Source organism: Paenibacillus sp. 1SOY10 (assembly GCF_056836745.1).
Genome location: NZ_JBXENK010000002.1, coordinates 668,139 through 687,005, shown reverse-complemented (window position 1 = coordinate 687,005; position 18,867 = coordinate 668,139). Strand labels below are relative to the sequence as shown.

Annotated in this window: 15 protein-coding genes; all 15 read right to left on the bottom strand. The window is 48.6% G+C overall.

All coding sequences use genetic code 11. The annotated features are described in order from the left end of the window. Positions 1–46: 46 nt before the first annotated feature. Positions 47–760, bottom strand: coding sequence for a cytochrome c biogenesis CcdA family protein (locus AC1VOR_RS08965; protein WP_482617294.1), 714 nt, complete (start codon positions 758–760; stop codon positions 47–49). Between the two features lie 31 nt (positions 761–791). Then, entirely contained in the window at positions 792–1,595 is an 804-nt protein-coding gene (locus AC1VOR_RS08960; protein ID WP_482617293.1) for a metal ABC transporter permease, read from the bottom strand. Positions 1,596–1,676: 81 nt separating this feature from the next. Continuing rightward, complete coding sequence (locus AC1VOR_RS08955) at positions 1,677–2,438, bottom strand: metal ABC transporter ATP-binding protein (protein WP_482617292.1); 762 nt, start codon at positions 2,436–2,438, stop codon at positions 1,677–1,679. Between the two features lie 38 nt (positions 2,439–2,476). Then, on the bottom strand, positions 2,477–3,514 hold the full coding sequence (locus AC1VOR_RS08950; protein WP_482617291.1) for a metal ABC transporter solute-binding protein, Zn/Mn family: 1,038 nt from the start codon (positions 3,512–3,514) through the stop codon (positions 2,477–2,479). A 266-nt stretch (positions 3,515–3,780) separates the two neighbouring features. After that, positions 3,781–5,787, bottom strand: coding sequence for a methionine--tRNA ligase (gene metG / locus AC1VOR_RS08945; protein WP_482617290.1), 2,007 nt, complete (start codon positions 5,785–5,787; stop codon positions 3,781–3,783). 368 nt (positions 5,788–6,155) lie between these two features. After that, positions 6,156–6,440: a membrane protein insertion efficiency factor YidD gene (gene yidD / locus AC1VOR_RS08940; protein ID WP_482617289.1), complete on the bottom strand. Its 285-nt coding sequence runs from the start codon at positions 6,438–6,440 to the stop codon at positions 6,156–6,158. Position 6,441: 1 nt separating this feature from the next. Beyond that, the gene (locus AC1VOR_RS08935) at positions 6,442–6,903 is read right to left on the bottom strand and encodes a Fur family transcriptional regulator (RefSeq protein WP_482617288.1); all 462 of its coding nucleotides are present in this window, start codon (positions 6,901–6,903) and stop codon (positions 6,442–6,444) included. A gap of 145 nt (positions 6,904–7,048) precedes the next feature. Beyond that, positions 7,049–9,259 (bottom strand): stalk domain-containing protein, encoded by a 2,211-nt coding sequence (locus tag AC1VOR_RS08930; protein WP_482617287.1) that lies wholly within the window; start codon positions 9,257–9,259, stop codon positions 7,049–7,051. 267 nt (positions 9,260–9,526) lie between these two features. Then, positions 9,527–11,137 carry a beta-N-acetylhexosaminidase gene (gene nagZ, locus AC1VOR_RS08925; protein WP_482617286.1) on the bottom strand — a complete coding sequence of 537 codons (1,611 nt, stop codon included), beginning with the start codon at positions 11,135–11,137 and terminating at the stop codon, positions 9,527–9,529. A gap of 18 nt (positions 11,138–11,155) precedes the next feature. Next, on the bottom strand, positions 11,156–12,763 hold the full coding sequence (locus tag AC1VOR_RS08920) for a response regulator (protein WP_482617285.1): 1,608 nt from the start codon (positions 12,761–12,763) through the stop codon (positions 11,156–11,158). Beyond that, a complete protein-coding gene (locus AC1VOR_RS08915; RefSeq protein WP_482617284.1) occupies positions 12,738–14,582 on the bottom strand; it encodes a cache domain-containing sensor histidine kinase in 1,845 nt (614 codons plus the stop codon). Before AC1VOR_RS08915 ends, AC1VOR_RS08920 begins: the two co-directional genes overlap by 26 nt. A 47-nt stretch (positions 14,583–14,629) precedes the next feature. Further along, the gene (locus tag AC1VOR_RS08910) at positions 14,630–15,457 is read right to left on the bottom strand and encodes a carbohydrate ABC transporter permease (RefSeq protein WP_482617283.1); all 828 of its coding nucleotides are present in this window, start codon (positions 15,455–15,457) and stop codon (positions 14,630–14,632) included. Then, entirely contained in the window at positions 15,457–16,341 is an 885-nt protein-coding gene (locus tag AC1VOR_RS08905) for a carbohydrate ABC transporter permease (protein WP_059052336.1), read from the bottom strand. Before AC1VOR_RS08905 ends, AC1VOR_RS08910 begins: the two co-directional genes overlap by 1 nt. A gap of 83 nt (positions 16,342–16,424) precedes the next feature. After that, entirely contained in the window at positions 16,425–17,810 is a 1,386-nt protein-coding gene (locus AC1VOR_RS08900) for an ABC transporter substrate-binding protein (RefSeq protein WP_482617282.1), read from the bottom strand. Positions 17,811–18,019: 209 nt separating this feature from the next. Next, the gene (gene pflA / locus AC1VOR_RS08895) at positions 18,020–18,760 is read right to left on the bottom strand and encodes a pyruvate formate-lyase-activating protein (RefSeq protein WP_482617281.1); all 741 of its coding nucleotides are present in this window, start codon (positions 18,758–18,760) and stop codon (positions 18,020–18,022) included. Positions 18,761–18,867 lie beyond the last annotated feature (107 nt).

Sequence of the window (18,867 nt, the reverse complement as noted above, 5' to 3'; positions counted from 1 at the left end):
TGATTGTCCATTGGCAAGTACACTTCAGACACTGCCCGGTTTACTCTTAGAATTTCAGCCATTCGGGAGTGATTTGCTGGAGCCAGATGGTAATCTGTGCCATACGGTTTGTAAACAGTAGCACACCCATCAGCAACATAAGGGCCCCGCCGATCTTCATGATTACCGCAGAATATTTGAGAATCCATTTGGTCGAACCGATAAAAAAGGCCAGCACGAAAAATGGCAACGCGAAGCCAAGCGTATATGCTGTAATGAGTCCGATCCAAGCGCCCGGTTCCGTCACTGCCATCGCAATAATTGCTGCCAAAATCGGCCCTACACATGGCGACCACCCCGCCGAGAAGCCGATACCAAATATAAATGAACCAATATACCCGGCTGGCTTGGACGTAAGGTTCATCTTCCGTTCCTTCATCAGAAATTGCGGCTGGAACAAACCTAACAGGACCAAGCCCATCACCATAATCAATATAGCTGATAATTGCCGGATCAGAACGCGGTATTGATTGAAGAATTCTCCAAACAAGCCGGCCCCGAATCCCAGCGTGTAAAATACGACAGAAAAGCCAAGGATGAACGCCAATGTATGCGTCATCGTCCGGAAGCGAACTTCCCGCTTCCCCTGCTCCGTCTTGAGCTGTTGTACAGACATTCCTGTAATATAGGACAGATAGGACGGATACAAAGGCAGGCAGCAAGGGGATATAAACGATGCTATTCCCGCGCCAAAGGCAATGCCGAGATGAATATCAGCCATACAAACCTCCTATGTATATCCCAGGTAGGGGCTACGCGGAGAACCCCCGTTTTCCCAGCAGGGTTAATATAAGCATAGCAATCAACAACAGCACGATCGTCGCTCCGGGTGCCAAATTCCAGATACCCGCTACCATCAGCCCTGCCACCACAGCAATCTCTGCAATAATAACAGAGAAGATCACAGAAGATTTGAAGCTTCTGGCAATCAACAGGCTGCAAGCCGCTGGAATCGTTAGCAAGGCGGAAACGAGCAAGGCACCTACAATTTTGATGGCCGTACTGATAACAAGAGCCGTCATGACTGTAAGCAGCAGGTTCAGCATTTTTACAGGCAGACCGCTAACAGATGCGGCATCCTCTTCAAAGGTAAGCAGGAAGAACTCCTTGAAGAAGGCAAACACGACGACGATCACTACAATGGTAACGGCAAAAGCAACATATAAATCCGTAGTATTCAGTGTAAAGATGCTACCAAACAAATAACTGGTTACATCTGTATTGTAGCCCATTCCCAGCGTAAAGAACAAGGAAGCCAGTGCTACGCCCCCGGACATAATAATAGCGATGGATAACTCGGCGTATCCCTTGTAAGCCTTACGCAGCTTCTCAATAGCGAAAGAAGCCACCACGGCAAACACCAAGCCGACACCCACAGGATATGCCCCAATCAAGAGACCCAGAGCAACTCCTGCAATGGTCACATGAGCAAGGGTATCTCCAATCATGGACAAACGCCGCAGCACAAGGAAGATACCAATCAGCGGGGCCGTAAGCCCAATCAGCAGCCCACCGGTCAGCGCTCTTTGAAAGAAATCAGCAGTTAAAATTTCCAAAACCCACAACTCCTAAAGGTTCTGCCAAGCAAAACCAACTTCGCAAAACTTATGTCTATTTGTTTCAAGTACATCAACTGCCTATACCAATGAATGCTGTAGGTCTTGAATCGCGCAGTCCTGATCATGCGAGTGGCGCACATAGAATTTGATTCCGCCACACTCCTTGCGAGGCTCTTGTCCCAAGCGTCCTTCAATCATGGCAATATCATGCGACACCATAAGAAAGGTCATGTGATGGTGAGCATGCATATGGAAGATTAACTCAAAAAAATCAGCCTGCGTCTGCGCATCAATCCCCACCGTCGGTTCATCCAGCACAAGCAAATCCGGCTTATTGATTAAGGCTCTGGCCAAAAAGACGCGTTGCTGCTGCCCTCCGGATAGCTGCCCGATCCGCTTGTCGGCAATGCTGCCAATGCGCATCACTTCCAGAGCATCATTGCATTTCTGTTGCTCTACACGGCCGACCCGGCGGAAAATTTGCCGATTATGGTACAGACCCGACATGACCACCTCGCGTACCGTCGCGGGAAACAAAGGATTAAAAGCGTTCTTCTGCGGCACATAGCCAATTCGCTTCCAATCGCGAAAACGCTTGATGGATTGACCAAACAAGCGAATCTCTCCCTGCGTCGGCTGCAAGAGCCCGACCATCATGCGCAGTAATGTCGTTTTCCCGGCTCCGTTGGAACCAATCACCCCGACGAAATCCCGTTCATGCACCTCAAAGCTAAGGTCAGAGATGACCTTCTGCTCCTGATAGGAGAAGGACACTCGGTCCAGTTCAATGATGCTGTCATGACAAACGGCCTTTTCGGGCGTATTAACGTTGTATTTCATCCGTTTATAGCATCCTTCCGCGTACTAATATCTACTATCTATTGTAGGGCCAGCATCAAATTTTGCAAATTTTTCTCCATCAGCGTGAAATAATTATCTCCCGCCTGCTCCTGATTCTTCGTTAATCCTTCTACCGGGTTCAGGACAAGGGTTTCAACGCCAGCTTCGGCAGCCAAGGTCTTGGCTAACTTGTCAGAGACTAGCTCTTCAAAGAAAATGTAGCGTATATCCTCTTCCTTCACCATCTTCGCCAGCGCGATTAAGTCCTGCGCTCTAGGTTCTGCCTCGGGAGAAAGTCCCATAATAGCATGTTGAGTTAGACCATAATCCCGGCACAAGTAGCCAAAGGCCTGATGAGACACGACAATTTCTTTCTTAGGTAAGGACGCTAGCTGTTCAGTGAACTTACCATCCAATGCCTGCAGCTTGCTGACAAGCTCTTCATAACGAGCCTCATACAACTTCTGATGTGCAGGATCTGCCTCAATGTAGCTATTTTTAATGTTCTCCGCCATAATCATGGCCGACTTCGGACTGACCCAAGTATGCGGGTCCACGGCATGGCTATCCATCTCACCCTCAGACTCATGATTTGCGTCATGGTCCTCATCCGCGTGGTTATGTTCATTCTCAGCCCCATCTTCTTCATGATCATGAGCATGTCCATGTCCGTGACCATCATCACCGGTGGCTTCAATCAACTTAATGCCTTGGCTAACCTCTACTGCCTTCACGGTCGCATCAGCACTGAGTCCCTTTAAGAAATTAGGCACCCAGCCCTCCAGGCCCGCTCCGTTATATAAAAACAATTGCGCTTTGGACGTATTTAAAATGTCCTGGCTCCGCGGAGTCCAATCATGTGGCTCTACGCCGGTGGGCAACAGATTGATTACATTCGCTTCCTCGCCGCCGATCTCCTTGGCAAACTCATATATCGGATAAAAGCTGGTAATGACATTCACCTTGCCCTCTACGATGCCTCCGCCTGTACTTTTTCCGCAAGCGGACAATACCAGCAGCACCGTGAGCAGCAAGACTGCAAAGCCGGCTCTCCGTTTCAATTGGGGCAAAACCATATAAATCCTCCTCGTTACAAATCGTAATGATTACCAAAAGGATTATAGGACTATTTCGAGAGCATTGTCAACTTAAAAATCTATTCTGTCATAGCAATAACAAGTTTTAGCTGGAGGATTCCCCCTTAAATTTCAGCATGCCCACTTGGTCAAGGGATTCTACTCACAGTCCAAGCTTCCTGACTTCCAAGTCGAACTGGAGGAGGACTTAGGCAAGAAAAAAGCCACCGGGATGATGTCCCGGCGGCTAAAACAGCCCAAATTGACTATTTCACAACTGCTCCATTAGGCATCGAATCCGGCACTGTTGCCAGCGTCAGTTGCTCCCCTTGGGAAGCAGCCAAGATCATGCCCTGCGATAGCTCCCCACGCAGCTTAACCGGCTTCAGGTTGGTTACACAAATGACTTTACGTCCCACCAACTCTTCAGGCTTATAAAACTTGGCAATGCCAGACACGACCTGACGTTGCTCATAACCCAAGTCGAGTTGCAGTTTAAGCAGTTTGTCGGCCTTCGGAACGGGTTCACATGCTAATACCTGCGCCACGCGAAGCTCGACTTTGGCAAAGTCGTCAATACCGATTTCTTCCTTAAGCTCCGGTGTCTCCACAGCGGTAGTAGAAGCAGGGGCCGTCTCTGCTGCTGCCGCCGGAGTTCCGCCTGTCATTGAGCCTGCAATAAATTCAATCTCCTGATCCACCTCAAGACGTGGGAAGATCGGATCGCCCTTCACCAGCTTCGTGCCACCTGGAAGCTGACCAAAGGTCTTCAGGCTCTCCCATGAGGTTAATTCGCCCGAAGTGATTCCGAGTTGAGTCCAGATTTTCGCTGGAGCCTGGGTTAAGAACGGCTGTAGCAGGATCGAAGCAAAGCGCAGCGATTCGGCGAGATGCGCCATCACAGAAGCCAATTCTCCACGCTTGGCTTCATCCTTCGCCAGCATCCATGGTTGCGTCTCGTCTATATATTTGTTGGTGCGGCTAATGAAGGCACCGATATGGGTCAGAGCTACAGAAAACTCCATATTCTCCATAACTTCCTCAACTTTACGGACTGTCTCATGAGCTGTCTTCACCAATTCCTCGTCAAAGGCAGTAACATTTGGTACGTACGCCGGCGCCTCGCCATCAAAATACTTGTCAATCATCGCCACCGTACGGTTGAGCAGGTTGCCAAGGTCATTGGCCAGGTCTGAATTGACCCGTTGCACAAAGCTTTCCGGCGTAAAGGAACCGTCCGAACCGAATGGTACCTCGCGCAGCAAGTAATATCGAGTAGCATCGAGGCCATAACGATCAATCAATACATTCGGGTCAACCACATTCCCCTTGGATTTGGACATTTTGCCGCCCTTCATCAGCAGCCAGCCATGGCCAAATATCTTTTTGGGTAATGGTAGCCCCAAGGCCATCAACATAATCGGCCAATAAATTGTATGGAAGCGAACAATCTCTTTCCCCACCAGATGTACATCTGCTGGCCAATACCGTTCATAATTCTCGGCATGCTCTGTGCCGTAGCCAAGCGCCGTAATGTAATTGGTTAAAGCGTCGATCCACACATAAACTACATGCTTGGGATCACCCTTCACCTTGACGCCCCAATCAAAGGTTGTGCGCGAGACGGCCAAATCCTCCAGACCCGGCTTAATGAAGTTGTTGATCATTTCATTCTTACGGGATTCCGGCTGAATGAAATCCGGATTTTCTTCATAATATTGCAGCAACCGATCAACATATTTGCTCATCCGGAAGAAGTAACATTCCTCCTTGACCAATTCAACGGCGTGCCCGCTTTCCGGACTTTTCCCACCAATGACCTCATTGTTGTCATTCCGAACTACATCCACAAGCTGCGATTCCGTATAATACGTCTCGTCGGGAATGCTGTACCAGCCTTCATATTCTCCCTTGTAGATGTCCCCTTGCTGCAGCAACTGATCGAATATTTCTTCAACAACCAGCTTGTGCCGTGGTTCGGTGGTACGAATAAAATCATCATAGGAAATGTCGAGCTTATCCCACAATTGCTTGATTCCGGTCACGATACCGTCCACAAATTGCTGCGGGGTTTGTCCCTTTTCCTTAGCCTTCTGCTCAATCTTCTGCCCATGCTCATCCGTTCCCGTCAGATATCGAACATCAAAGCCGCGAAGTCGCTTGTAGCGCGCCATGGCATCCCCTGCCACCGTGGTATAGGCATGGCCAATATGCAGCTTATCACTTGGATAATAGATCGGTGTTGTAAGGTAAAATGTTGGTTTGTCAGACATCACATCTTCAGCTCCTTCTGTAAAATGACAACAAAAAAACTCCCATCCCCTATGGGACGAGAGAGTTCTCACGTGTTACCACCCAAATTCCCTGATTCTTCACAGAATACAGGCTCTGTTGGTCTTGACGACCTGCCGTTAACGCCGGCCCATGCGCTGCCCCCTTACCGAAGCCCCTCTCAGGTCTTTCAGCTCGAAAACAGTTCCTCCCGGACCATCTTCCAAAGAAGCTCCAGACCGGTTTGCAGCTCCCCCGGCTCTCTGTGGCTGGATTATCCCTTGTACTCATCCGTTCACTGGAAGTATATAGATATCATTTATAATAAAAGTTGTTCCATGGCATGTCAAGCCACCCGCTACCTCCAAACCTACGGCTTGGCCTGGTCGCTCTGCAGTGGAGTGGCTATCTCTTCGCCCCGTGGCTTCTGCACCTTGGGGGGAACCAGATCAATACCACCCGGATGAAACGGATGGCACTTCGCAATGCGCTTAGCAGCAAGCCAAGAGCCCACCAGCGGACCATGGACCTCAATCGCCTCTAAAGCATAAGCCGAACAAGTCGGATAGAACCGGCAGGTCGGCGGTTTGAGCGGCGATATGAACTTGCGATAAACGTAAATCGGAGCCTGGAACGTCTTGCGGACCACGCCCATCTTATGCCCCCTCGTGCTGCTCCGGTGACGGCTGTGCCTGTGCTTTGCCGTCCGTGCGGCAGTTCTTGCAATAGCCGAACACCTCGAACTTGTGCTTCACGACTTGGAATTGCTCCGGAGCATCCGCCATTGGCATCGGGCAGAAGTGGATAGGGTATGTCTTCTCACATTGCAGGCAGATCATATGATGATGATGGTGCCCTTCGCTACAACCCGCTCTGAACTTCAGACCATCTTCAAAGACAACCTGTTCAAGCACACCCAACTCCTCCATCACCCGCAAATTGCGGTACACGGTATCGAAGCTAAGTCCACTGTACTGCTTGCACATATATTGGTAAACATCCCTTGGCGTGAGATAAGCATCCCGTTCCGCGAACAGCTTGGCCAAGCTTCTGCGCTGGTCGGTAATTCTCAGGCCCCGGCTAGACATTACTCTGATAATTTCCTCTGTCGACAGCATGTGACATTCCTCCCGTCTACATCCTACCTCCATGCGTCTTATCTAATAATGCCCCAAATTCGCGGCTGCGTCAATGAAGGGGGGGATATGGGGAATGATTGCAAAAAGACACAGCGTGATTCAACGCTGTGTCTTGGTCCTTACTCTATTCGTTATTCTTCTCCGGCATTTGCTGGAACAACAGATTGACGGAAAGATTGCTGCCCGGCGAAGCGGTAAACAATATTTCTACAGTTTGCTCGCGCTCCCCGTTACGGAACAGTACGGCACTGTCATTCGGCGCATTGACCCCGCCGTTATTTGGCAAGTTGATAATGCTACCATTCACCATAATTGATCCGGAATAGAAGCCCCCCCGCGGATTGAAGGTAATCAACGTATTCGGAGCCACACGGTGAAGTCTTATCTTGTAGAGCACCCCGAAATTCCCGGCATTCATCCGGTATTCGCCCTTAATACCATCAGAACCTATCAAGAATGGATCACTGGAATTGTCACCAATCAACAATCTTGATGGCGTCTCGCCAACTAAACCGGCATAATCAATGTTCCGGTTGGCTTCCATATACGTACCACGATTATGAATATCAGGCTCAAGCGCACTGAGATAAGGCAAAGTTTTGAACGGATCTTGATCCTGATCTATCATGATTACCGTATAATTCAGGGTATGATCGCTGTACATATCGGCAAACAATGAGATTACGTCGCCTTGCTTCATCGCTGTAGCACTCAACTCATTTAAAATAATTTTGCTCTCTCCCGGTGCGAACCAGGTGTCTTTATACTTGCTACCTGTTTGCATTGATTCGAAATAACGCTGTACTGAAGCCTTACCTGCGGCCGTGGCGTAAATACTTGGGCCACCAAAGCCAAAGTTACTTTGCGTCAAACGAGCAGTAGCATCATTATTATTCGTTGCAATGACATACATTTTTACCGGTTTGCCTGTGGCGTTGACGTGATGAATCATAAAGCGCGTATCACCAATCGCCGTTTCACGATACACAACGCCTTTGGAATATACCGTTTCCGGGCTATTACTGCGAATCAGGGTTACATCCTCTGAGCTATACGAATACTTCACTCGCTCCCAGCTTGGTACCTGCGTTCCCTCAAAGGTATACTTCTCGCCAATCGGAATAAACAGCTTGTTGAATTCATCCCGCGTATAGAGTGTTTCATTCGTAATCGTAATCGTCTTCTCATAAGTCGAATGCAATCCGAATTTATTGACCACCTTCAGACGGATGGTCATCGTTCCTGGCGTAAAGAAAGCCCATTCCTGGTTTTCCCAATAACGCTCGGTAATACCAACCTCATCGGTACTAAGATCCGTATAGGTGATCAGTTCACCCATTTTATACGTATCTTTATCCGTCGTGAAGTTGGCCACCGGAGGTGTATGAGGTTTGTTCACTCGTATTGTTAATGAGTATGGATTACTCCATTGACCACTGGAGTCCTGCACCCGGTAAGTAACTGTGTAGTTACCCGGAGTTTCAAAGATCTCCTGACGTCCGATCCATTCTTCGTTCACAATCTCCAACCTGATTGGAGAAGTAGCCGTCGTAAGGTACTGTACCTGTGTCTCACCGGCGATGACTTCTTTATTACCAATTGTAAAGGAAGCTTCTGGCAGTGTGGACAAATTAACAACGACTCTCTTCCCTACCGCATCATACGAATAAGAGATATTTAAAGCCTTGGTAATCGCCGTTAACGGCACCATAAAATTGTTCTTTGCCGAGTAAGATTTGCCTCTCATCGTTTGTGTAACGCCATTGACTTTGTAACTGGTGGTATCTAATTTAAAGCGAAGTTCATCTGTTCCCCGCTTAATAATCGTTTCTTTGGTGGTATTGTCAAAAGAAAGCTGAAATCCCGCGCGTTCAACAATGGCACGAATGGAGATGTAGGATACTCCGTCCTTGACTTCCATCGGATGACCCGCAAGATACTCCTTGCCGTTCTGGTACATCTTGTTGCTGTTCACCATAAGCACTAGTTGGCCGGAGCCGCTTGTACTATTTTCAGTCTGATTGGTGGGCACTACAGGCGGAAGCACTACTTCGCCTTCAACTGTTCCTTGCTCTGTTTCACCTGTTACTACTTCGCCTTCGCTTTCCCCATTCACGTCAGCGTTAGGATCATTAGAAGTTTCTCCAGATTGTACTTCATTGGTAACCTCTTGCTCTGTACCCTCTTGATTCAAGACACCGGCTTCTGTTCCTTGATCGGTTATATGAACCTCCGGCTGGTTCTCCTGACCCAATTCTTCCGCACTTGCCGGAAGAACCATGGCGACTTGCGATGCTGCCAAAATCGTGGTGATTAACAATCTCCTAAAATTCATCCTTAAACTCCCTTTGCTCTCCCATTTTGTATATCCACTTTACTCACAATGTATTAAACGCAGGTAAACTCGAAAAGTTTCTGGCTTAGCCGACATTAATCACGTGATTTCCCCAATTTATTTAATAAGCCCTTCTATGGGCCATAAGACAGGCATCATAATTAAAGGGGGCGCCCTTAAATCATCTTGTGATGATTATTCGGGGCACCCCTAATTAAGCTATATAAGCTGAACTTATGTTTACGCAAAGAAGCAGACGAGATCCACTCAATTCATAGTTAAGCTGACTGGCAAAATGCCCTGCGGTTGCAAGCGGCCAACAAGCACTTTGGCAACGGCATCCAGTGCGGGTGGCCGATTCTCATACAAACACAAATAGGTACCCACCTCAGAAAATGCCCGCAGATCATAGGGGTTACGGGTGGAAACGACAATGATCCTCTTGTCGCTAGCTTGCTGTAGTAATCTCTGTACCAGGGTTTGTTGCCCCTGATCCAGTTCTCCTACCGCTGTGTAGGTAGCCACAACAATTTGGGTGAATGCCGCGCTCCGTTCCAATGCGGTAGCGATCTCTTGCTCGGAAGCGTGCACGCCGATAACCGCCACCTCTACCTGACGATGCAGAGGCTGCAATGCCTCCGCCAGCGTATAAGTGTACACCGCCGGTTCATCGACCTCGGTCGTATGTCGCAGCTCTGGCCAGACCACCAGAACCGGTTCATCCAGCCGAATCGGCAGGCTTCCCTCGTCACGCGCCAGCGTGACACTTCCCTCTGCCGCGCGGCGCAGAATATCCCCGCTCTCGTCCTCCCGCGTCAACGGGATGGTTACCGCCACCGGAGTGGCCCCCAGCGGCAGTGAACTTCCCAGCCGCTGCTGCTTCAAGGTCAAGACACGCTCGACCGAGCGGTCGATATGCTCCTCACTAATTCGCCCGCTGCGTACTGCTGCGGTCACTGCCTCAATCGCAGCGATCTGGTCTGCCAAGGTATGGCTCACCAGCACCAGATCAGCTCCCGCTTCAATCGCCCTTACCGCTCCCTCTCCCACACCAAAATGGTGGGCGATGGCCTGCATTTCCAGACAATCGGTCACAACTACACCTTCATAACCGAGTTCGCCGCGTAATAAATCCGTAAGAACCCGCCGCGACAGGGTAGCCGGAACCTCTTCCGGCTCAAAGGCCGGGAAGATGACGTGAGCGGTCATAATGGCGTCCACTCCCGCCTCAATAGCGGCACGGAACGGCAGCAATTCGACCTGCCGTAGCCGCTGCCGATCATGGGGAACACTAGCCAGGCCCAGATGGGAATCGACATCCGTATCTCCATGACCGGGAAAATGCTTGGCCGTCGCAATTACACCTTCGCGCTGATACCCGTGAATGGCCGCCGTGCCATGAGCTGCTACTTGTTCCGGCTTTTCGCCAAACGAGCGAACCCCAATCACCGGGTTGGCCGGGTTATTGTTAACGTCAACACACGGCGCAAAGTTGAAGTTAATGCCCAAGGCCAGCATTTCCCTTGCCGCTAGGACGGCCACCTCTTCCGTTAACGCCGGATTATTTGTCGCTCCCAGGGCCATATTGCCAGGAATCCGGCTCATCCCCTCGTGATCCAGCCTTGCGACCATGCCCCCTTCCTGATCTATAGAAATGAAGAGTGGCACCTCCTGGTGATGACGGGGAAGCTGTTGCAAACTGTGCGATAAACCAGCAAGCTGGGCTACTGATTGAATATTGCGCCGGAAATAAACGATCCCCCCAACATGATAACGCTGCACCAAAGTCTGAATTTGCTCGTCGGACTCCAGGCTGTGGAACCCGCAAATAAATAACTGTCCGAGCTTCTCTTCCAGACTCCATTCCGTCAAATTCACTTACACTCCTCCTCTTCTTCAGGATACGCTCGTTTCCTTAAGCCGAAAGTCTGACGGGGTCATTCCCGTATACTTCTGAAAGACCTTGGTGAAATAACGACGTTCCTGATAGCCGATCGAACTGCCAATTTGCGCGATGGAGCGCTCGCTGCTGCGCAGCAGGCATTTGGCCATTTCCATACGTTGCTTCGTCAAATACTCAACAAAAGTTTCCCCGAAATGATTCTTGAACAATAGGCAAAAATAGCTGCTGCTAATTCCTAAATAATCGGCAATATCCTCGATTCCGAAGTCATCGCCCAAATGGTTTTGAATATAATTTTGCGCCGACATCATCAGCAGTTCGGAGGATTTCTTGGCAGAGAGCGAGCTCCTCGATTGATCTATGAGCGACACAATGAGGGATAGAAGCTCCTGAATATCCAGCGGGTGCTGTAGCTTTTGCCATAATACCGCCTCCTGCTCTCCAGACAGCATCTGCAACTCACGCATCTCCCTCAGTAAATGGATCAGCAAATAATGAAGCAACTTCTCTGCCGCCCCTGCCCGCTGCTCTTCCAAATAACCGACATAAGTCTTCAGTTCTGAGGCAATATGCTCAAGAGCTTCATGGTTCCCGCCCCGAAGTGCGGTCCCAAGCTGCTCAATCCACCCCCACTGGGCTTCCGTTCGACTTGATTCCGAAGGATATTCTTCCATTCCTTGCACCTTGGCTTCTACGAGCCAATCCTGCCCTTTGTTTAGTATCAACTTCCGCCTTAATTGATGATAGACCGTGGACAACTCCTGCAAAGGATGAAGCTCGGATTCCAGACAGATACGAACCGGAAAGTCTTCCTTATCGCGCACTACCCGTTGTATCCGCTCATAGCCCGGGTATAGCTGTTCCTTGGCTATAGGTTCATCTCCGGGCTGCATGGCAAATACCAGACACCACTCGCCCTCCCGAATTTGCAGTACCGTCATACCTGGCAGCAGCTCTCCGAATAGCTCTCTGAGCGCATGTCTGATGTGCAGATTCCACGCCTTCCGCTCATGAAGCGTCCAAGTGATGGAACGGTGGGAGTACCCCTCCAGATCGAGGAGTAGCATAGCGTAAGAAGGGCGGATGACCACGCCCTCCTCTTCCTCCCAAAGCAGGTCCTCCTGGTCGGTCTCCTGACCCAGTAAAGAATGAAGCAGAAAGTTCTCGTTAGCCAAATCAACCACTTGATTCAGCCGCCGCTCCTTATTAAGCGTTTTGCGTTTTTCCCGGATTTGCCGGGCAATGCCTCGTACGGTGTCCTCAAGCTCCACATAATTGATGGGCTTGCATATGTAGTCCTTGACGCCATGCCGTATCGCCGTGCGCGCATATTCGAATTCCTGATAGCCAGTCAGCAGCAGGAACTCGCAGGATATCTCCCGTTCTCTAACCTGCTGCAACAGCATGATTCCATCCATAATCGGCATACGAATATCGCTTAAGATCAAATCGGGACGATGCTCGGAAGCTGCTTCCAGTGCATCCCTCCCGTTCCTCGCCAAACCAACGATTTCAAATCCCATGTCATCCCAAGGCAGCACCTTGGAAAGGTTGCTCAGGATATGAATCTCATCGTCAACCAATAGCGCCTTCAATCTCACCCGAATCACCCGCCCCATATCTAGGTATCACACATTGTATTATCGTTCCCTGTCCAGGCTGTGAACAAATAAACAAACCGTATTTCGCCCCATATTGAAATCTCAGCCGATCGTATACACTACGAAGCCCAAGACCTCGCCGCTCATGACTAGGGTATGGCGCTACCGCCCCTTCTGCCGGGTCTTCCATTTCAGCATATTGAATGCTGGCCAATTGTTCGCTAGTCATCCCAATGCCGTTATCCTCGACCCGCAGCAGAATTTGCTTCGGCGTAAGTCTTCCCGTAACGGTAATTCGTCCTTTATAGTCAATCCCTTCAAAGCCATGTTGAATAGAATTTTCCACCAATGGCTGAAGAGTCAGCTTAAGCAGCAGGCAATCCATCATTTCAGCCGGAACATCTAGCTCATAGTCAAACAAATCATCGAAGCGGAATTTCTGTATTTCCAGATAGTTGCGTAAATGCTCCACTTCCAGCCGCAGCTTGATCTCTTCCTTATCCTGAATACTGATTCGCAAAATGCTAGCAAGACGCAACACCATTTCGCTCACCTTGCGTCCTTCATTTTGCACCGCCAGCACATTAATGGATTCCAGGGTATTGAACAGAAAATGCGGCTTAATCTGTGCTTGCAGCACCCTCAGCTCCGCGTTCGCCTTTTGCAATTGCTCTCGCTTAACCTGCTCGAACAGTTCATTAATTTTGTCCATCTGGTTATTGAAGCCCTTTTGCAGCAGCAGTAGTTCGTCATCGCCCTTCTCATCCACTCTCGCGCCCAGATCACCGCTTTCGACCTTACGCATAAAGCGAACAATCACGCCAATTGTCCCGGTAATTCGGTTCATAAATATAAAGTTGAACAGCATCGCCGTCAGCACACAAATACAGATAATAGCCACGAACCATTTCGCAAAGGTCGTGACCTCCTGCGACAAATAATTCCATGAAGTAATGGATACCAGGCTCCACGAGAAATCCTGCAACTTGTATATAGAGACTACACTTTCCTGCCCGTTAAACTTGCTCTTGAAGCTTCGATAAGCTTGACCGGACTGCCACTCTTTAGGCATGTAAGCACCTAACTGCTGCCCGTCCAATTCCTCTTGATAATCGTATAGAATCAGTCCATTATCGTTGACCAGCATAAAGCGGGTATCCCGCATATTGCTGCCCAGCTTCAAATTTGTGAAAATCTTCTCAAGCTCCCAGTTCTTAATCTGCACCACCAGCACGCCAACGCGTTCAAGATTACTTAGCTCCTTGATCAAACGAATTTGAGTAAATACATTGTCCGATCCGGTCAACTCGGGATATTCGTGTGGAGCAATCCACTTCGGTTGACCATTTAGAGACATAACTTCATTGTACAAAGGATGCTCGCGAAATTGTTCATAAGGCAATGTCTCGAAATTTTCCTTATTGAAGATGGCTGTCACATTCGACTTCCGTCCCCCGTGAATATTGTACAGGAAAGCGTAATCAATTGCCGGGTGACTATAGAGCAGCGAGCGAAAGTTCTTCTGATTGGCGTTCAGCTCTAGCTGTGTGGTTGCCGTCAAGTCCTGACTATCAGGGTCCTTGGCGGATAATGCAGCCTGAAACACTCCCTTGGCAATTCCGTTATCCGTTACATTATCCATCTCTTGAAATACATTCTTGATGCTATATCCGATCGACTTGAGCGAATATTGCGTCTGCTGACTATATTTCGTTTCGATTGAACGAAATGTAACAAAGAAGGTAATAATACCCAGAATGAACAAAGGAATGATGACCAGGCCCAGAAAAGCGGTGAACAATTTAATCCGCAGGTTCAATGGCAGCAGCTCCCCATAGGTTGTAACTCCATTTTACCACGATGGCGCTACCCTTTTACGCTGCCCGCCGTCACACCTTCAATAATTTTTTCCTGCAATATTGCGTAAATTACCATGACCGGTACCACGCTAAAGACGATTCCCGCAGACATCTGGGCATAGTTGGTGTTGTAAGCATCCCGGAAGCCGACCATACCGACCGGCAGCGTACGCAGTTCATCATCGGATAGAAAATAGTTGGCTAGCAGGAACTCGTTCCAGTTGCCCAGGAAATTGATGATAAATACCGTGACAATCGCTGGAACCGTAAGTGGGATCATGATACGGACAAACAGACCTGCCGAGCCAAGCCCATCCATGACGGCTGCCTCCTCGATCTCGCCGGGAATGGAGCGCATAAAGGCCGCCAGTATAATTACAGAGAAAGGGATGGCGTTCGCCACATAAGGTAATATCAGCGCCATATGCGTATCCAGCACGCCCAGCTTGCTCATAATGCCGTATATCGGCAAGAGCAAGGAGTTGTTCGGAATCAGCATCCCAAGCAATACAAGTTGGAAGACGATGGCACTAATTCGGCCATACCGCATTCTTGTGACCGCAAACGCCAGCATCGCCGCCAGCAAGATCGACAGACATGCGGATAATACCCCAATATATAAGCTGTTAAAAAAGTAGGTGCTGATTCGCGCGTTCACCCACGCATTGACGTAATTGTCAAAAATAATGGATGAGGGCAGGCCAAACGGGTTAGAGGCAATCGCCTGGTTATTTGTCTTGACTGACGAGAATAGCACAAACAGAAAAGGATAGAGAATAACGAGCAAATAAGCCATCAGAAATAGATGCGGGATTGTCTTCTTCAGCGCTCTCATCAGTATTCAATCCTTTCCGTCCGTCGTGCCACAACCACCTGATACACTACGGTAATAATGATGGTGAATAAAAAGATCAGCACGGCAATCGCATTGCCGAAGCCATGCCGGAAGCTTGTAATAGCATACCTGATCATATAGGTCGCCATGACATCAGTAGAACCTGCCGGCCCTCCCTTGGTCATAACCAATACGATATCCGCTGCTTTCATAGCTCCAGCCATGGACAGCATAATGACCACCGAGATGATTGGCATAATCAGTGGTATTGTTATTTTCCAAGCCCGCTGGATACCATTGGCTCCATCAATCGCTGCCGCTTCATCCAGTTCCCGTGGAATGGATAAGATCGCCGCCAGTACCATTACGATATAAAATCCGGTCCATTGCCAGGCATTCGTAATCAGAATGGCGATCATAGCCCAATTCTTGTCAGAAAGCCAATAGATCGGAGAAATACCAAAGATGCCGAGCACTTCATTCATCAAGCCAAAATCGGGGTTGTAAATAAAACCCCATAAAATGCCGATAACCGCCGTAGACATAATGGAGGGCATAAAAACAGCCGTCTTATATAAGCCCTTGAATTTCTTCACATTGGCAATCAGCAACGAGAAGAAAATAATTAAAGGCACCTGAATCAAGCAAGAAAATAAAATAAAATAAACATTATTGCGCACCGACTTCCAGAAGGCTACATCCTGAAAAGCCATGACGTAATTGTCCAGGCCAATGTAGGTTACGTTCTTGGAGATTCCGTTCCAACTGGTGAAGCCGTTATTAATTGCCGTAAATATCGGATAAATAAAAAATGCCAAAAACAATATAAATGCCGGAAGAACAAACAAGCTATAAATTAACGGGTTCCTGAGCGCTTTGTTCATGCCATAACCTCCGTGGTTGGAAGTAAGGGCGCCCCCGCTTGTGGCAGGTGACGCCCTCGCTTCAATTCATCAATGTAATTACTTTATTCCCCTGTGGCATTGGCAGCTTCTTGAGCTGCTTGCACATTCTCCAGCATCTTGGCCGGCTCGATTTCACCGCCGATGATTTGTTGGATACCCATGCTAAGCGCGGTATTCACTTCGGCTTGCACCAGAGCATCAAATGCCGGGAAGGAGGTGCTGATTTCACTGACACCCTTGAAGATATCCTGCATGAGCGGATCATCCGATGCAGTCTTCATTTGCTCCAGATCCATCTTCATTGCTGGCAACACACCATCTTCCTTCAGTCCACGCAGTTGCATTTCTTCCGTCCACATATTTTTGATGAATTCCTTAACTGCTGCAAGCTTACGCGGATCTTCTGACACGGCATTCGAGAATCCGTACCCGTTGTTAGCATCTTGCATGACTACAACAGGATCGCCTGCATTAACTGGAGGCATATTGAAATAACCAATCTTGCCTACCATATCACCAGCTTGCTCCGGATCGCGGAACACCGAGTTAGCCCAGGAACCATCCATCATAATAATGGCTTCCCCTGTAATGATCTGGTTTCTCATATCGGCATATTCAAAGCCTAATTCGCCCTTCTTGTAATAGCCCTTCTCTACCCATTCCTTATGTTTGGCAATGGCCTGAACCATGCTATCGTCCGTCCATTTCGTTTGTCCTGTCTTGAAGCCATAGGTAATTTCCGGTCCGGCATAATAGGACCACAGGTTGTTGGTAGTCATTAACGGAATCCAAGCATCCTTAGACGATTGTGCGAAAGGAATTTTACCATCAGCTTTAATCTTCTCGGCAATTTGTTCCAGCTCACTTAATGTTTCCGGAACGGTCAAGCCTTTTTGTTCAAAGTATTCTTTATTATAGAAATAGCCTTCAATCGATCCACCGATCGGTAAGCCATAAACCTTGCCTTCATTAGTAAAAGGGTCCAGCGTCGTAAATGTATCCTTAATGCCCAATTCTTCGATAATTGGCGTGAGGTCCAGCATCAAGCCTTCCTTGGCGTAGAGCGCTGCATCCGGGCTACCGAATACATCGAACACTTCCGGTGGTTTGCCAGCAGCCATTTCACCGCGAAGCTTTTCCTTACGGTTAACTTCGGAATCCACTGCATCCAGCTTGATCGTTAACCCAGGTACGGCCGCTTCCGTCTGCTTCACAACATCTTCAAGCAACGCTAAGCGAAATTTCTTGGATTCCCCTACTTGTGTGTGGCGAATTGTAATTTCGAACGGATCATCCTTTGCCTGATTCTCACCCGCCCCGCTGTTGTTCGTCGTCCCCTGGCCTTCGTTAGCAGTATTATTCGCTTTGTTTCCAGAGTTTCCACAGCCCGCCAAAATCGCGGATGCGATGAAAACAAGAGACAGCAGCAGCACCAAACTCTTCTTCATGTTTCTAGACCCTCCTCAAAAGAACAATATATTGTAATACACCCTCATTATAGGAAGCGAAAGCGCCTTTGGTAAGGAGGACATTTTTCTATTAAGGGGATAATATCATCTAAAATACAAAATGAAAACGGTTAAACCTAACATATAAATGAAAGGTCTAACCGTCTAGTCTTAAAATATATAGTTTTATGTCAGGAAATATAACACGTTTATTTGTTAATTGCGGCTTGTTGCTCCCCTTCATGAATCAGTCGGTAGGCGTGCTCCACTTCTTCATCCGTAGGAGATGGTACCCCTTCAAGAGGGTAATCCCAGCCTAGTTCCTGCCACTTGTATACGCCCATTTGGTGGTAAGGCAAAATTTCAAATTTGTCCACACCACGAAGACTGCCAATAAAACGTCCAAGCGCAAGCAAATCCTGCTCGTCATCATGAATGCCGGGCACGTATACATGACGAATCCACATATGATGGTCGTGATCGGATAACCAATGGGCCATCTTCAACATCCGGTCATTGGGTTTACCCGTCAGCTTGATGTGCTTTTCATTATCAATGTGCTTCAAATCCAGCAACACCAGGTCAGTTACATCGAGCAAGTCTTTAATCTTGTCTCCATCATTATAGCCGTTGGTATCCAGTGTAGTGTGCAGATTCCAGCGTTTTTTCACTTCCCGGAACAATTCCGTTACGAAGGGAGCCTGTAACGTAGCCTCGCCTCCAGAAACCGTGAGTCCGCCACCGGAGGTACGATAATAATTCAAGTAAGGCTCAATCTCCGCCAATACTTCTTCAATGGTCATCTCGGTACCCTCAGTCAGGCTCCATGTATCCGGATTATGACAGTATTGGCATTGCAGCAAGCAGCCCTGCATAAAGAGCACGAAACGAATCCCTGGCCCATCTACCGTTCCGAATGTCTCCAATGAATGTATTCGACCTTTGAGCATTCTCCGTCACCCTCTCCATAATCATTCAAATGATAAGCAAATGAGGAGAAAGGCACGCCCGGCCATTCTCCTCATCCCTTTATTTGAACTATTTAACTGCCTGTCAA

Excerpts from the sequence above, each read along its gene's own strand:
- pflA (WP_482617281.1), bottom strand. The coding sequence starts at position 18,760 with ATGCTCAAAGGTCGAATACATTCATTGGAGACATTCGGAACGGTAGAT.
- metG (WP_482617290.1), bottom strand. The coding sequence starts at position 5,787 with ATGTCTGACAAACCAACATTTTACCTTACAACACCGATCTATTATCCA.
- AC1VOR_RS08900 (WP_482617282.1), bottom strand. The coding sequence starts at position 17,810 with ATGAAGAAGAGTTTGGTGCTGCTGCTGTCTCTTGTTTTCATCGCATCC.
- AC1VOR_RS08905 (WP_059052336.1), bottom strand. The coding sequence starts at position 16,341 with ATGAACAAAGCGCTCAGGAACCCGTTAATTTATAGCTTGTTTGTTCTT.
- AC1VOR_RS08930 (WP_482617287.1), bottom strand. The coding sequence starts at position 9,259 with ATGAATTTTAGGAGATTGTTAATCACCACGATTTTGGCAGCATCGCAA.
- AC1VOR_RS08910 (WP_482617283.1), bottom strand. The coding sequence starts at position 15,457 with ATGAGAGCGCTGAAGAAGACAATCCCGCATCTATTTCTGATGGCTTAT.
- AC1VOR_RS08950 (WP_482617291.1), bottom strand. The coding sequence starts at position 3,514 with ATGGTTTTGCCCCAATTGAAACGGAGAGCCGGCTTTGCAGTCTTGCTG.
- AC1VOR_RS08935 (WP_482617288.1), bottom strand. The coding sequence starts at position 6,903 with ATGCTGTCGACAGAGGAAATTATCAGAGTAATGTCTAGCCGGGGCCTG.
- yidD (WP_482617289.1), bottom strand. The coding sequence starts at position 6,440 with ATGGGCGTGGTCCGCAAGACGTTCCAGGCTCCGATTTACGTTTATCGC.
- AC1VOR_RS08965 (WP_482617294.1), bottom strand. The coding sequence starts at position 760 with ATGGCTGATATTCATCTCGGCATTGCCTTTGGCGCGGGAATAGCATCG.
- AC1VOR_RS08955 (WP_482617292.1), bottom strand. The coding sequence starts at position 2,438 with ATGAAATACAACGTTAATACGCCCGAAAAGGCCGTTTGTCATGACAGC.